Genomic DNA, 13,987 nt, shown 5'->3' on the forward strand with positions numbered 1-13,987 from the left:
AAGATCAAGGTCATCAAACGGGTGGCCTACGGCTACCGCGATGACGCCTACTTCTTCTTGAAGATCCGGGCGGCCTTCCCCGGACTTGGGTGAAGAACCCTTTTTTTGCCCGCGCTCAGGCCCCTTCGGCGGCGCACAGGGCCTCGAAGGCCGCCAGCACGGCCTGGCCGCTGGCCGGCGGCTCATGCTCGAAGCGCTGCAGCAGGGCGGCGCTGACCCGGCGCACGCCGGGGCCATTGGCGGCCTTGCCAGGCCCGTACACCCGCTCGCCCTCGCGCGAGCTGAAGCGGTGCAGGTCGAAGAAATAAAAGAGCTGGCCCCGGCTGAGGAAGCCCAGGCAGGTGGGGCCGCTGCCGGCCCGGTCGAGCGCGCGCCCGGCCCGGCGCTCGCGCTCGCGGCACAGGCGCAGGGCGCTGTCGGCCAGGTGCACGAAGGCCTCGCCGACGTTGGCGGTGTCGAGGTCGGCGGCCAGCCGGCCCAGGCGTTCGCCGCGGCGGGCATCGGGGTCGCCCGTCCATTCCGGGCGATCCCCGTCGAGCCACAGGCCCAGGCCGCGCGCCAGCGAACCGCCGGCCGCGGTGGCCAGGTCCTCGGCGTCGGCGTGCGGCAACGGCCGGGCGTCGAAGGTGCTGCCGGCGATCATCAGCTCCTGGGCCACGTACATCGCCCGGTCGGCCTCGCGGCCGAAGCCGCAGGCGTCGAGGATGCGGAAGGTCTCGGCGATGCTGGCCGCCTCGTTGCCGCCCACCGGCCCGGGCACGTCGAAGCGCTCGCGCTGGCGCAGGTCGTGGCAGGCCGAGAACACCAGCAGGGCCAGCCAGTCGGCCGGCGGCAGCGCGCCGTCGCCCAGGGCGTCCATCACGCGCAACAGCCGGCGCTCGGCCAGCTCCATGACGTGCACTTCGCTGTGGTAGTCGTGCGGGTCGTCGCCGAAGCTGCCGTGGCGCAAGCCCAGGCGGGCCAGGCCCAGCACGGTGGCATCCACGTGGCGGGCGATTTCGGCCTCCGGCAGGCCCTGGCCGGCGCGCCGGGCCACGGCTGCGATGCGGGCGGGCAGGTCGGCGGCGCGGCTGGCAAGCAGGGCCCGCGCGGCATTGGCGTCGGGCAGCGCGGCCTCGACCGCGTCGGCCGCATAGAGATTCGAATACCCGAGTATCACGCCCACCCCCGGCTGCGGTGCCTGCGCCCTGACCGAGTATACGTAGGGCGGCGTCGCGGCGAGCCACGTTCACAGCGCCCCCAGGCGGGCCATCGAGCAGGCCGGGCCCTCGCCGACGATGAAGTGGTCGAGCAGGCGCACCTCCACCAGGGCCAGGGCCTGGCGCAGCCGCGCCGTTACCGCCCGGTCGGCGGCGCTGGGCTCGGTGCAGCCGCTGGGGTGGTTGTGGCCGAGGATGACCGCCGCCGCGTGGTGGGCCAGGCAGCGCTGCACCACCTCGCGCGGGTGCACCTCGGCGCCGTCGAGGGTGCCGCGGAAAAGCTCCTCGAAGGCGATCACCCGGTGCCGGGTGTCGAGGAAGAGGCAGGCAAAAACTTCGTAGGGCAGGGCGCGCAGGCGGCGGGTGAGATAGTCGCCGGCCAGGCCCGGGTCGGTGAGCGCCTCGCCGCGGGCCAGGCCCTGGGCCAGGTGCCGGTGGCCGAGCTCGAGCGCGGCCACCAGCCGCCCGGCCCGCGCCGGGCCCAGGCCCGGCAGGGCCGCGAGCGCCGCCGCGGGGCGGTCGAGCAGGCCGCGCACGCCGCCTGCGTCGGCGAGCAGCCGCTGCGCCAGCGCCAGTGCCGGCATGCCGCGCTGGCCGGTGCCGAGCAGCAGGGCCAGCACCTCGGCGTCGCTGAGTGCGGCGGCGCCTCGGGTGAGCAGTTTTTCCCGGGGCAGTTCGGGGTCGTGGCGGTCGCGCAGGTGCATGCCGACAGGCTGCGCCCGGCGGCGGTCCGGCGGCGTCGGGGCGCTTCGGGGCATCGGGTAAGCTAGGGGCGTTCAGTATCGTCAGGGAAACCCGGTGTCCAACCTGCAAGGGCAACGCATCCTGCTCGGCGTCAGCGGCGGCATCGCCGCCTACAAGGCGGCCGAGCTGGTGCGCCGGCTGCGCGACGCCGGCGCCGAAGTACGGGTCGTGATGACCGCCTCGGCCCTGCATTTCGTCGGTTCCACCACCTTCCAGGCGCTGTCGGGCAATCCGGTGCGCAGCTCGCTCTGGGACGAGGCCGCCGAGGCGGCGATGGGCCACATCGAGCTGGCCCGCTGGGCCACGCGCGTGGTGGTGGCGCCGGCCACGGCCAACTCGATCCGCCGCCTGGCCCAGGGCCATGCCAACGACCTGCTCTCCACCCTGTGCCTGGCCACCGAGGCGCCGCTGCTGGTGGCGCCGGCGATGAACCGGGTGATGTGGGCGCACCCGGCCACCCAGGCCAACGTGGCCACGTTGCGCGCGCGCGGCGTGGCCTTCGTGGGTCCCGCCAGCGGCGACCAGGCCTGCGGCGAGGTCGGCGCCGGCCGCCTGGCCGAGACGGCCGACATCCTGGCCGCGCTGGAGGCCACGCTGGCGCCGCCGCGGCTGGCCGGCCGGCGCGTGCTGGTCAGCGCCGGGCCCACCTTCGAGGACATCGACCCGGTGCGTTTCCTCGGCAACCGCAGCTCCGGGAAGATGGGTTTCGCCGTGGCCGCCGCCGCGCGCCTGCTGGGCGCCGAGGTCACCCTGGTGGCCGGGCCGGTGGCCCTGGACACGCCGGCCGGCGTTCGCCGGATCGACGTGCGCCGCGCCGCGCAGATGCGCGAGGCCGTGCTGGCCGCGCTGCCCGGCCACGACGTGTACGTCGGCGCCGCCGCGGTGGCCGACTACGCGCCGGCCGAGACCCTGCCGCAGAAGCTCAAGAAATCCGGCGACAGCCTGACGATCACGCTGGTGCGCACCGCCGACATCCTGGCCGACGTGGCCGCGCACGCCGCCCGCCCGCGTCTTGTGGTGGGCTTCGCCGCCGAAACGCAGGACCTCGAGGGCTATGCCCGCGACAAGCTGCACCGCAAGGGGCTCGACCTGATCGCCGCCAACGACGTCTCGCGCGCCGGCCAGGGCTTCGAAGTGGACGACAACGCGTTGTCGGTGTTCTGGCGCGACGGCCGGCGCGACATCGCCCATGGCCCCAAGACCGCCGTGGCGCGCGAACTGATGGAACTGGTGGCAGGCCGGCTGGAGGCCGAAGCATGAGCGTTGAAATCGAACTCAAGCGGCTCGACCCGCGCCTGGGCAGCGAATTCCCGCTGCCCGACTACGCCACCGCGCACTCGGCCGGCATGGACCTGCGCGCGATGGTGGACCAGCCGCTGGCGCTGGCCCCGGGCGAGGCGCAGCTGGTGCCCACGGGCATCGCCATCCACATCGGCGACCCGGGGCTGTGCGCGGTCATCCTTCCGCGCTCGGGCCTGGGCCACAAGCAGGGCCTGGTGCTGGGCAACCTCACCGGCCTGATCGATGCCGACTACCAGGGGCCGCTGATGGTCAGCCTCTGGAATCGCGGCCGTAACTCCATCACCATCATGCCGGGGGACCGTGTCGCCCAGCTGGTGTTCCTGCCCGTGGCCCGGGCGGTCTTCCGGCAGGTGGAACAGTTCGAATCGAGCGCGCGCGGGGAAGGTGGCTTCGGCCACACGGGCGTGCGCTGAACGGGGCGGTCGCGCCGGGACAGGGGGAAGCATGAAATCGCTGGGCAAGATTCAGCTGCAATCGATCAAACCGGCCTGGCTGGTCGCCGGCCTGGCGGTGCTGGCCGCGCTGTGGTTCGCCTGGAGCGGCTGGGGCGAGATGGCCTCGGCGCAGGCGCAGGCGCGGGTCGACGCCGCGCGCGCGAGCTCGGGCGCCGAGGTGGTCAATCGCATCCAGTCGGCCATGGCCGAGCTCGAGGGCCGGCGCACGCGCCTGGCGCTGGCCACCGCGCTGCAGCGCGAGGACCTGGCCTCGGCCGAGAACATCATCAAGGGCGGCTGGGACGGCGTCGAAGCCGTGCAGTGGCATGACCCGGGCCTCGATGCCGCCTACGAAGACCCCAAGGCCTTCGGTTATGGCCGGCTGGGCGTGATCGAGCTGTCGCTGCAGGACAATGCCAGCCGCGCCGCCGTGGTGCTCGATGGTGGCGCCCCCAAGCTGGGCCTGGCCGCGCCGGTGCTGGCCGATGGCCGCGTGCTGTCGGTGGTCTACGTGCGCCTTCCGCTCGAGCACCTGACCGGGCCGCTCTCGTCGGCCGACCTCTCGAGCGATGGTTACCTGGCCCTGCGCCAGGGCCGCCACAGCGTGTTCGAGCGCGGCGATACCGCCCTGGCCGGCGGCGCCGAGTTCGGCGCGGTGCCGATCCCGGGCACCCGCATGCGCGTGGTCTCGGCCGCGCCCGCCGGCAGCGGCGGCAGCATGCTCACCAGCTTCCTGCTCGCGGCCCTGAGCCTGCTGGTGGCCGCCGGCGTGCTGCTGCAGCCGCATCTGAAACTCTCGCGGCGCAAGGCGGGCGAAGAAGCGGAGGCCGCGCCGGTGGTGGGCGGCCCGACCCTGGCCGAACTCCAGGCCAGCGGCCAGCTCCAGGCCCCGCCGCCGCCGGTTGAAAAGCCCGGTTTCGAGAAGCCGCCGATGCCGGCGGCGCAGGCCGCCGCGCGGGCCGTGCTCGACCGCAGCATCTTCCGCGCCTACGACATCCGCGGCGTGGTCGGCAAGACGCTCGACGAGGACACCGCGCGCCTGATCGGCCAGGCCATCGGCAGCGTCATGCACGAGCAGGACGCGCGCAGCATCGTGGTCGGCCGCGACGGCCGGCTGTCGTCGCCGCGCATGGCCGCGGCCCTCATCGATGGCCTGCGCCGCGCCGGCCGCGAGGTGATCGACATCGGCGAGGCGCCGACGCCGGTCACCTATTTCGCCGCCTACCACCTGCGCGCCGGTTCCTGCGTGTCGGTCACCGGCAGCCACAACCCGCCGGACTACAACGGCTTCAAGATCGTCATCGAGGGCGAAACGCTGGCCGGCGACGCGATCCAGAAGCTCTACGAGCGCATCGCCGAGAACCACCTGCACCTGGCCGACGAGCCGGGCCTTTGCAGCAAGCGCGACGTCGCCGAGGACTACGTCCAGCGCATCGCCGGCGACATCCAGATCGAGCGCAAGCTCAAGGTCGTGGTCGATTGCGGCTCGGGCATCGCCGGCGCGATCGCGCCGCAGGTGCTCGAGGCCATCGGCGCCGAGGTCGAGCCGCTGTTCTGCGAGGTGGACGGCAATTTCCCGCACCACCACCCGGACCCGAGCGACCCGGCCAACCTGCAGGACCTGGTGAACGTGGTGCAGCGCGTCGGCGCCGACCTCGGCCTGGCCTTCGACGGCGACGGCGACCGCCTCGGCGTGGTGACCCGTTCGGGCGAGATGATCTATCCCGACCGCCTGCTGATGCTGTTCGCCGCCGACGTGCTCGAGCGCAACCCGGGCGCCTGCATCATCTACGACGTCAAGTGCACCGGCCACCTGGCCATGCACATCCTGCGCCACGGCGGCAGCCCGCTGATGTGGAAGACCGGCCACTCGCTGATCAAGTCCAAGATGCGCGAGACCGAGGCCGAGCTGGCCGGCGAGATGAGCGGCCACTTCTTCTTCCGCGAGCGCTGGTACGGTTTCGACGACGGCATCTACGCCGCCGCGCGCCTGCTCGAGATCCTCTCGAGCCGCGGCGAGAGCCCGCAGGAGATCTTCGACGCCCTGCCCAAGGGCGTGTCCACGCCCGAGCTCAAGATCCACGTCGAGGAAGGCCGCCAGTACACCTTCATCGAGGACTTCCTGGCCCAGGCCCGCTTCGAGGGCGCACGCCTGGCCACCATCGACGGCCTGCGCGCCGACTGGCCGGATGGCTGGGGCCTGGTGCGGGCGTCGAACACGACGCCGGTGCTGGTGCTGCGCTTCGACGCCAAGGACGAGCAGGCCCTGGGGCGCATCAAGGAAGCCTTCCGCGAGCAGTTGCTCGCGGTCGATCCGTCGCTGCAGCTGCCGTTCTGAGGCCCGGCCTCAGCCGGCCGCGTCGTCCGCGGCCGGTGCCGGCTCGGCGCTTTCCTCGGCCGCCGGCCGGGTGGTGCCGCCACGCAGTTCGTGGAAGCGCTTGACCAGGTATTCGAGCTCCTGGTCGAGCCGCATCAGCTCGGCCTGCTTCACCACCAGCATGTTCTGCTGCTTGGCCATTTCCTGGTGCAGCTCCCGGATGGTCGCGGCCTGGCGGGCGTTGACGGCCTTTCCGGCCAGCTCGGCCTCGGAGGCCTCGGCCAGCAGGCTGGTGAGGCTGTTGCGCTGGCTGCCGATGCCGGCCTCGATGGCGTTGAGGTTTTCCTGCATCAGCGTCACGCGCATGCCGAAGGAGCGGCGCAGCTCCTCCTCGCTCTGGTACGAGGCCAGCATGGCCTCCTCGGTCTGGCGCTGCTGCTCGGCGGTGCGCTGCTCGCGGGCCTTTTCGGCGGCGATGCGGTCGGCCTCGGCCTGCTCCTCGGGCGTGAGCGCGCGGCCCACTTCGCCGGTGGTGCGGCCCGATTCGGAGCTGATTTCGGTGCGCGCGTGCTCGAGCGCCTCGGCCGGCAGGGTGTCGGAGAACTGCACCTTGCCGTCCTTGTCCACCCAGCGGTAGAGCTTCTTGGGCTTGTCCTTCGCCACGGCGGCGCCGGCGGCGAGCACGGCGGCGATGACGGCAAGGCAGATCAGCTTGGTCTTCATGCTTGCACCCCGGCGGTCACGAACGGCTTCCATAGGCGGAACGATACGCCACCAGCGCATCCTTGTGCTCGGCCACCTCCGGCCGCTCGTCGGCGTGGGCCAGCAGGTCGTCGAGGCTGGCCACGGCGTGCACCGGCAGGCCGAACTCGGCGGTGACCTCCTGGGCGGCCGAACGTTCGCCGGCCTGCCCGCGCTCCTGGCGGTCGAGCGCGATCAGCACGCCGCAGGGCTCGCCGCCGGCGGCGCGGATGGCCTGGATGGACTCGCGGATGGCCGTGCCGGCGGTGATCACGTCGTCGACGATCAGCACCCGGCCGCGCACCGGCGCGCCGATCAGGGTGCCGCCCTCGCCGTGGGCCTTGGCCTCCTTGCGGTTGAAGGCCACCGGCACGTCGCGGCCGCGCGCCGCCAGCGCCACCGACAGGGTGGTGGCCAGCGGGATGCCCTTGTAGGCCGGGCCGAAAAGCATGTCGAAGCCCAGGGCCGAGGCCTCGAGCGCGTCGGCGTAGCACTCGCCCAGGGCCTTGAGCGCGGCGCCGGAGTCGAACAGCCCGGCGTTGAAGAAGTAGGGGCTGGTGCGGCCGGACTTGAGGGTGAACTGGCCGAAGCGCAGCACCTTGCGGTCCAGGGCCAGGTCGAGGAAGCGGGCCTGGTGGGGGTTCATGGCGGCGTCCGATGCGGAAAGCGCGATTGTGCAACAGCCCGCGCGCCGGCCGCACCCGCGCCGGCGCGGGTTTGGGCTACCCTTTGCCGACCCCCGCACGCGCCAGGCCCGCCTTGAGGATCATCAGTTTCAACGCCAACGGCATCCGCTCCGCCGCCAGCAAGGGTTTCTTCGACTGGCTGCCCGGGCAGGACGCCGACATCGTCTGCATCCAGGAAACCAAGGCCCAGGAGCACCAGCTCGGCGCCCCGGACCTGCGGCCGGCCGGCTACCACGCGTACTTCCGCGACGCGACCACGAAGAAGGGCTACAGCGGCGTGGGCATCTACAGCCGACGCCAGCCCGACGAGGTGCGCACGGCCCTGGGCTGGGCGGAGTTCGACGAGGAGGGGCGCTACCTCGAGGCGCGCTTCGGCAAGCTCAGCGTGGTGTCGCTGTATTTTCCGTCCGGTTCGTCGGGCGACGAGCGCCAGCAATTCAAGTTCCGCTGCATGGACTGGATCACGCCGGTCTTCGACCAGTGGCTGGCCAGCGGCCGCGACTACGTGATCTGCGGCGACTGGAACATCGTGCACACGCGGCGCGACATCAGGAACTGGACCTCGAACCAGAAGAATTCGGGCTGCCTGCCCGAGGAGCGCGCCTGGCTCGACACCCTGTTCGGCCAGCGCGGCTGGGTCGACAGCTACCGGCACCTGCGCCCCGAGGGCGAGGACTACACCTGGTGGAGCCAGCGCGGCGCGGCCCGCGCCAAGAACGTAGGCTGGCGCATCGACTACCAGGTGGTGACGCCCTCGCTGCGCGACCGCCTGAAGGACTGCGCCATCTTCCCCGAACCGAAGTTCAGCGACCACGCGCCCTACCTGGTGGAGTACGCATGAGCCTCGCCGCGCGCCTGCAGGCCGGCCTGCGCCCCTACCTGCAGCGCGAGCCGCTGGCGGCGCTGGCGCTGGGCATTTCCTCGGGCTTCCCCTACGCGATGATCGGCGCGACGCTAACCACGCGCCTGGCCCAGGACGGCATCGACAAGAAGGCGGTGACGGCGTTTTCGCTGGCCTTCCTGGTCTACAACTTCAAGTTCCTCTGGGCGCCGCTGGTCGATTCGGTGCGGCTGCCGCTGCTGGGCCGGCTGGGCCAGCGCGTGTCCTGGCTGGTGCTGGCCGGCACGCTGGCGATGCTGGCGGTGGCCTGGCTGGCGGTGCTCGACCCCAAGGCCGACCTGGCGCTGTTCGCGCTGGCGGCGGTGGCGGTGGGCGCGGCCGGCGCCACCTACGACATCGTCATCGACGCCTACCGCATCGAAACGCTCAAGCCCGAGCAGCTGGGCGTGGGCTCGGGCATGTCGCAGTACGGCTGGCGCATCGGTTCGGTGGCGGCGGGTTCGCTGGCGCTGTACGTGGCGGCACGGCACGGCTGGACCCTGGCCTACCTGCTGTGCGCGGCCTTCGCGCTGCCGGCGATGCTGGCCGGCCTGGTGCTGGGCGAGCCGGCGCGGCACGTCGTGGTGTCGGCGCACCGCGGCCTGCGCCAGGCCTGGGAGGCCACGGCCGGGCCGCTGCTGGAGTTCTTCCGCCGGCGCGGTGCGTTCCTGGTGCTGCTGTTCGTGCTGCTGCACAAGATCGGCGACACCCTGGCCAACCTGACCCTGCGCCTGCTGCTCAACGACCTGGGTTTCACGAACGACGAGATCGCCACCTACGACGTCGGCTTCGGCTTCGTGGCGATGCTCGCGGGCATCTTCCTGGGCGGCATGATGTACGCCGCCATCGGCATGAAGCGTTCCGTGCTGGTGGCACTGGTGCTGATGGCGGTGTCGAACCTGAGCTTCGCGCTGCTGGCCTACGTGGGCCATTCCAACGCCCTGCTGGCCTTCACCATCGGCTTCGAGAACCTGGCCAGCGGCATCGGTGGCGTGGTCGTGGTGGCCTACCTGTCGGCGCTGTGCAACCTGGCGTTCACGGCCACGCAGTTCGCGCTGCTGTCGGCGGCGGCCAGCGTGGTCGGCCGGCTGGTGACCGGCACCACGGCCGGCGCGCTGATCGAAAGCCTGGGCTACGTGCAGTTCTACCTGCTCACCACCCTGGTGGCGCTGCCGGGCGTGCTGCTCTACCTGTTCATGCTGCGTGCGGGACTGGTGGAGCAATCGCTGGGCGACGCCGGATACCGCGGCAACGACCGCTGAACCACGGGCTTGCAGTCCCGTGCCAGCGCCGTATGCTGGTCGTCCCCCCGAGGATCGAGGCCATGGCCGACTTCCTGCTGCGCGACATCGACGAGCGGGTAGCCGAGCGCATCAAGGAGATGGCGCGCCAGAAGGGCTGGCCGCTCAACGACGTGATCCTGCACCTGATCAAGCAGGCGCTCGGCATCATCGAACCCGAACCGGCGCCCGAGCCCGGCGACATCGCCCGCCTCACCGGTTCCTGGAACGACGACGAAAGCCGCGCCTTCGCCGAGGCCATGGCGGCGCTGAGCAACCTGCCGGACGACGCGCCGGCCTACATGAAGCCGCCGAAGAAGGACTGACGGCCCTCAGGCCGGGTGGATCGCGCCCAGGATGCGCGGCCCGCGCGCCCCGGTCACCGACGGCAGGTTGCCCGGCCGGCCGGCCAGGGTTTCCCGCGCCAGCCAGGCGAAACCCGCCGCTTCGATGAAATCCGGGTCCAGGCCGTGCGCGGCGGTGGTTTCCACCGCCACGCCGGGCAGGCGTGCCGCCAGGCGCTGCATCAGCAGCGGGTTGTGCACGCCGCCGCCGCAGGCGATCAGGCGCGCGCAGCCGGGCATCTCGCGGCGCAGGGCCCCGGCGACGGTGGCGGCACTGAGTTCGCACAGCGTGGCCTGCACGTCGGCCGGCGACTGGCCGCCCAGGCGGGCGCGCAGCCACTGCAGCTGGAACTGGTCGCGGCCGGTGCTCTTGGGCGGCGGCAGCGCGAACCACGGGTCGGCGAGCAGGGCCGCCAGGAGCGATTCGTCCACCCGGCCCTCGCGGGCGAAGGCGGCGTCGCGGTCGTAGGCCTGGCCGCGGTGTTCCAGACACCAGGCATCCATCAGCCCGTTGGCCGGGCCGGTGTCGAAGCCGCGCACCGCGCCGGCGCGCGGCATCAGGCTGAGGTTGGCGATGCCGCCGAGGTTGAGCACCGCGCGGTCTTCGTCGCCGCTGCGCAGCACCGCGGCGTGGAAGGCGGGCATCAGCGGGGCACCGTGGCCGCCGGCGGCCACGTCGCGGCGGCGGAAGTCGGCGACGGTGGTGATGCCGGTGCGTTCGGCGATCACGCTGGCGTCGCCGAATTGCTGGCTGAAGGGGGCGTCGCCGCTGGGGTCGTGGCGCAGGGTCTGGCCGTGCGAGCCGATGGCGGTGACGTCCGCGGCGACGACGCCGGCGTCCTGCAGCGCTTGCAGCGCAACGGCGGCGAAGGCCTGGCCCAGGCGCGTGTCGAGCCGGCCGACGTCATCGAGGCTGATGCGCGCCTCGGCCTGCGACAGCGCCAGCACCTGCTCGCGCAGCGCCGCCGGCAGCGGGTAGGTGCGGCCGAACAGCACCTGCACCTTCGGCTGGAACCGCACGAGCGCGGCGTCGATGCCGTCGGCGCTGGTGCCGGAGATCAGGCCAAGAAAAAGCCCGCCGTCGGTGACGGCGGGCGCGTTCGCGCTCGGGGGCGTGGGCATGGGCTCAGCGCGCGGCCAGGCGCACGCCTTCGATGCGCTTGAGCTGGGCCATCGCCGGCGCGGTGGCGGCGCGGAACGCGGCCAGTTCGGCACCGGTGAGCGGATCGGGCTTGGGCATGGTCACCGTGAGCGGGTCGCGGTGCACGCCGTTGACGCGGAATTCGTAGTGCAGGTGCGGGCCGCTGGCCAGGCCGGTGGCGCCGACGTAGCCGATGGTGCTGCCCTGCTGCACGCGCGAGCCCACCTTGTACTTGCCAAGGCGCGACATGTGCGCGTAGAGCGTGGTGTAGCCGCGGCCGTGGTCGATGATGATGGTGCGGCCGTAGCCGTTCTGCCAGCCGGCGAAGGTGATGCGGCCGTCGCCCGCGGCCATGATCGGCGTGCCGGTGGCGGCGGCGTAGTCGACGCCGCGGTGCGCGCGCACGGTGCCCAGCACCGGGTGCTTGCGGCGCGGGTTGAAGCGCGAGCTGATGCGGGCGAACTCGATCGGCATGCGCATGAAGCCCTTCTTCAGCGGCCGGCCGGCGAGGTCGAAGTATTCGTACTTGCCGTTGCGCTCGAAGCGCAGGGCGGTGAATTCCTTGCCGCGGTTGTTGAAGCTGGCGGCCACCACGTCGCCGCTGCGCAGGCGCTCGCCGTCGCGCCAGACTTCCTCGTAGACCACCTGGAAGGTGTCGCCGACGCGCAGGTCCTGGGTGAAGTCGATGTCGTAGGAGAAGGCGTTTGCCATCTGGTTGATGACCGCCGGGCCGAGGCCGGCCTTTTCGCCCGCCGCGTAGAGCGAGCTGTCGATCTCGCCGCTGGCGATCATCAGCCGGCGCTCGATCGGGCGCTCGATGACGTTCTCGACGTACTTGTCGCCCTCGAGGCGCACTTCGACCCGGGCGGATTCGTCGCGCTCGAAGGCCAGCGCGCGCAGGCGGCCGTCCTGGCCGATGTCGAAGGCGAGCTCGGCGCCGGCGCGTACGCGCGAGAGCGCCTTGTTGGCGCTGGGCAGGGCCAGCACCTCGAGCATCACCGCGGCCGGCACGCCGACCTGCTCGAACACCGCGCCCAGGGTCTGGCCGCTGCGCACGGTGACCGACTGCCAGGCCGGGGCATCGGGCAGGCGCGCATTCGCGGCCGGCGTGGACAGGGTCGGCAGCGCGAGCGCGACGGTGGTGTGGTCGGCGGCTTCTTCCTGGCCGGCGATGGCGGCGGCAAAGCCGGGGATGATGGTGGCGACGAGAATGGCGAGGGCAGCGAACACGCTGGCCAGGATCCAGTGCTCGCGCGACCAGCGGGTCGGGGAGAAGCGTTGGTGGTGTTGCAAGGGTTGTCCCCGCTGGGCATCGATCTCCGGCTACGATAACCAGCAGGAAATAACCGCGTCAAACCCTTGTTGCGGCTGGATTTTTTCGTTCGCCCGATTTAACTTTAGGTTAACCTTCATTTAACGCTGGCCGCCCCTCGCGGCCACTCCACGGACTGCCCCGATGACCGACCTGCAAGCCTCCCTCGAACTGATCGGCCGTGGCGCCGAGGAGATCCTCAAGCCCGAGGACCTGCTCGCGCGCCTGAAGGAAGGCCGTCCGCTGCGGGTCAAGGCCGGCTTCGACCCGACCGCGCCGGACCTGCACCTGGGCCATACGGTGCTGCTGAACAAGATGCGGCAGTTCCAGGACCTGGGCCACCAGGTGATTTTCCTGATCGGCGACTTCACCGGGATGATCGGCGACCCGACCGGCAAGAGCGCCACCCGCAAGCCGCTGACCCGCGAGGACGTGCTGGCCAACGCCCAGACCTACTCGGACCAGGTGTTCAAGGTGCTCGACCGCGGGCGCACCGAGGTGCGCTTCAATTCCGAGTGGTTCGGGCAGATGGGCGCGGCCGACATGATCCGCCTGGCCGCGCAGCACACGGTGGCGCGCATGCTCGAGCGCGACGACTTCGCCAAGCGCTACGCGGCCCAGCAGCCGATCGCCATCCACGAGTTCCTCTACCCGCTGGTGCAGGGCTACGACTCGGTGGCGCTGCAGGCCGACGTCGAGCTCGGCGGCACCGACCAGAAGTTCAACCTGCTCATGGGCCGCGGCCTGCAGGAGCACTACGGCCAGAAGCCGCAGGTGGTGCTGACGATGCCGCTGCTCGAGGGCCTCGATGGCGTCAACAAGATGTCCAAGTCGCTGGGCAACTACATCGGCATCAACGAGCCGGCCATCGACATCGTCACCAAGGCGATGAAGGTGGGCGACGAGCTGATGTGGCGCTGGTACGAGCTGCTGAGCTTCGAGACCTCGCTCGCGCAGCTGGCCGCCATGAAGGCCGACATCGCCTCGGGCGCGCTCAATCCGCGCGACGCCAAGCTGCGCCTGGCCCGCGAGCTGGCCGCGCGCTTCCACGGCGCGGCCGCGGCGGAGCAGGCGGTGGCGGGCTGGCATGCCGTGGTGCGCGGCGAGGGCGATACCTCGCTGCTGCCGCAGGCGGACGTGGCGGTGCCGTCCGAGGGCCTGCGCATCGCCGCGCTGCTGGTGGCGGCCGGCCTGGCCGCGTCGAACTCCGAGGGCAGCCGCAAGCTCAAGGAGCGCGCGGTCCGCATCGACGGCGAGGTGTTCGAGGACGCGCAGCGGCTGTTCGCCCCGGGTTTCGAGGGCGTGCTGCAGGTCGGCAAGCGCAATTTCGCCCGCATCCGCCTCGTGCAGGCCGCCTGAAACCGCGGCGAAATCAAAAGTGCTTGCGTTCCGTCTCGGGGCCCGCTTAGGATTCGCGCCCCGCTGATCCCGGCCACGTGCCGCGGAGCCGTCGGACGGCAAGAAAATCCCCTTCGCAGGGTGTTGACGAACCGCCGGACTGCTGTATCATGTGCGGCTCCCTCGGGCGAAACGCCCCCGGGCCAGAAGGCGAAAGGCCTTCGGTGAAGAAGATCTTTGACAGTGTGCGCAGGAAATTTGTGCGGGCG

General features: G+C 71.7%; 13 protein-coding genes. 7 read left to right on the forward strand and 6 right to left on the reverse strand.

Translation table 11 applies throughout. The features are described 5' to 3' along the window. Positions 1–115: 115 nt before the first annotated feature. Both ABS41_RS13550 and radC read right to left on the reverse strand, forming a co-directional pair. Positions 116–1,165 (reverse strand): hypothetical protein, encoded by a 1,050-nt coding sequence (locus tag ABS41_RS13550; RefSeq protein WP_290595156.1) that lies wholly within the window; start codon positions 1,163–1,165, stop codon positions 116–118. 63 nt (positions 1,166–1,228) lie between these two features. Then, positions 1,229–1,903 carry a DNA repair protein RadC gene (gene radC, locus ABS41_RS13555; RefSeq protein ID WP_290595157.1) on the reverse strand — a complete coding sequence of 225 codons (675 nt, stop codon included), beginning with the start codon at positions 1,901–1,903 and terminating at the stop codon, positions 1,229–1,231. A gap of 94 nt (positions 1,904–1,997) precedes the next feature. Here radC and coaBC point away from each other — a divergent pair, with 94 nt between their 5' ends. The 3 genes from coaBC to ABS41_RS13570 are packed head-to-tail and all read left to right on the forward strand — an operon-like array spanning position 1,998 to position 6,017. Continuing rightward, positions 1,998–3,203 carry a bifunctional phosphopantothenoylcysteine decarboxylase/phosphopantothenate--cysteine ligase CoaBC gene (gene coaBC / locus ABS41_RS13560; protein WP_290595158.1) on the forward strand — a complete coding sequence of 402 codons (1,206 nt, stop codon included), beginning with the start codon at positions 1,998–2,000 and terminating at the stop codon, positions 3,201–3,203. Beyond that, on the forward strand, positions 3,200–3,658 hold the full coding sequence (gene dut, locus ABS41_RS13565) for a dUTP diphosphatase (RefSeq protein ID WP_290595159.1): 459 nt from the start codon (positions 3,200–3,202) through the stop codon (positions 3,656–3,658). The genes coaBC and dut overlap by 4 nt, the downstream gene beginning before the upstream one ends. Before the next feature lie 31 nt (positions 3,659–3,689). Continuing rightward, positions 3,690–6,017, forward strand: coding sequence for a phosphomannomutase/phosphoglucomutase (locus ABS41_RS13570; protein WP_290595160.1), 2,328 nt, complete (start codon positions 3,690–3,692; stop codon positions 6,015–6,017). A 9-nt stretch (positions 6,018–6,026) separates the two neighbouring features. Here ABS41_RS13570 and ABS41_RS13575 read toward each other — a convergent pair whose 3' ends face one another. Both ABS41_RS13575 and pyrE read right to left on the reverse strand, forming a co-directional pair. Then, a complete protein-coding gene (locus ABS41_RS13575; RefSeq protein ID WP_290595161.1) occupies positions 6,027–6,719 on the reverse strand; it encodes a DUF4124 domain-containing protein in 693 nt (230 codons plus the stop codon). 16 nt (positions 6,720–6,735) lie between these two features. Beyond that, entirely contained in the window at positions 6,736–7,383 is a 648-nt protein-coding gene (pyrE, locus tag ABS41_RS13580) for an orotate phosphoribosyltransferase (RefSeq protein WP_290595162.1), read from the reverse strand. 113 nt (positions 7,384–7,496) lie between these two features. Between pyrE and ABS41_RS13585 the strand changes: the two genes are divergently transcribed. The 3 genes from ABS41_RS13585 (at position 7,497) to ABS41_RS13595 (ending at position 9,909) form a co-directional block, all read left to right on the forward strand. Continuing rightward, positions 7,497–8,264 carry an exodeoxyribonuclease III gene (locus ABS41_RS13585; protein ID WP_290595163.1) on the forward strand — a complete coding sequence of 256 codons (768 nt, stop codon included), beginning with the start codon at positions 7,497–7,499 and terminating at the stop codon, positions 8,262–8,264. Then, a complete protein-coding gene (locus ABS41_RS13590) occupies positions 8,261–9,565 on the forward strand; it encodes an MFS transporter (protein ID WP_290595164.1) in 1,305 nt (434 codons plus the stop codon). The genes ABS41_RS13585 and ABS41_RS13590 overlap by 4 nt, the downstream gene beginning before the upstream one ends. Positions 9,566–9,627: 62 nt before the next feature. Then, on the forward strand, positions 9,628–9,909 hold the full coding sequence (locus tag ABS41_RS13595) for a hypothetical protein (RefSeq protein WP_290595165.1): 282 nt from the start codon (positions 9,628–9,630) through the stop codon (positions 9,907–9,909). Positions 9,910–9,915: 6 nt separating this feature from the next. Here ABS41_RS13595 and ABS41_RS13600 read toward each other — a convergent pair whose 3' ends face one another. Together ABS41_RS13600 and ABS41_RS13605 are read right to left on the reverse strand one after the other, a co-directional pair. Beyond that, positions 9,916–11,049: an anhydro-N-acetylmuramic acid kinase gene (locus ABS41_RS13600; protein WP_290595166.1), complete on the reverse strand. Its 1,134-nt coding sequence runs from the start codon at positions 11,047–11,049 to the stop codon at positions 9,916–9,918. Positions 11,050–11,053: 4 nt separating this feature from the next. Beyond that, positions 11,054–12,361: a peptidoglycan DD-metalloendopeptidase family protein gene (locus ABS41_RS13605; RefSeq protein WP_290595167.1), complete on the reverse strand. Its 1,308-nt coding sequence runs from the start codon at positions 12,359–12,361 to the stop codon at positions 11,054–11,056. A gap of 163 nt (positions 12,362–12,524) precedes the next feature. Here ABS41_RS13605 and tyrS point away from each other — a divergent pair, with 163 nt between their 5' ends. Continuing rightward, a complete protein-coding gene (gene tyrS, locus ABS41_RS13610) occupies positions 12,525–13,739 on the forward strand; it encodes a tyrosine--tRNA ligase (RefSeq protein ID WP_290595168.1) in 1,215 nt (404 codons plus the stop codon). Positions 13,740–13,987: the final 248 nt, after the last annotated feature.

It is taken from the genome of Arenimonas sp. SCN 70-307 (genome assembly GCF_001724815.1).
Classification (GTDB): domain Bacteria; phylum Pseudomonadota; class Gammaproteobacteria; order Xanthomonadales; family Xanthomonadaceae; genus Arenimonas.

Bases quoted from the DNA above. Each gene is read 5' to 3' on its own strand.
- ABS41_RS13575 (WP_290595161.1), bottom strand. From the start codon at position 6,719: ATGAAGACCAAGCTGATCTGCCTTGCCGTCATCGCCGCCGTGCTCGCC.
- tyrS (WP_290595168.1), top strand. From the start codon at position 12,525: ATGACCGACCTGCAAGCCTCCCTCGAACTGATCGGCCGTGGCGCCGAG.
- ABS41_RS13590 (WP_290595164.1), top strand. From the start codon at position 8,261: ATGAGCCTCGCCGCGCGCCTGCAGGCCGGCCTGCGCCCCTACCTGCAG.
- radC (WP_290595157.1), bottom strand. From the start codon at position 1,903: ATGCACCTGCGCGACCGCCACGACCCCGAACTGCCCCGGGAAAAACTG.
- ABS41_RS13600 (WP_290595166.1), bottom strand. From the start codon at position 11,049: ATGCCCACGCCCCCGAGCGCGAACGCGCCCGCCGTCACCGACGGCGGG.
- pyrE (WP_290595162.1), bottom strand. From the start codon at position 7,383: ATGAACCCCCACCAGGCCCGCTTCCTCGACCTGGCCCTGGACCGCAAG.
- dut (WP_290595159.1), top strand. From the start codon at position 3,200: ATGAGCGTTGAAATCGAACTCAAGCGGCTCGACCCGCGCCTGGGCAGC.
- ABS41_RS13595 (WP_290595165.1), top strand. From the start codon at position 9,628: ATGGCCGACTTCCTGCTGCGCGACATCGACGAGCGGGTAGCCGAGCGC.
- ABS41_RS13570 (WP_290595160.1), top strand. From the start codon at position 3,690: ATGAAATCGCTGGGCAAGATTCAGCTGCAATCGATCAAACCGGCCTGG.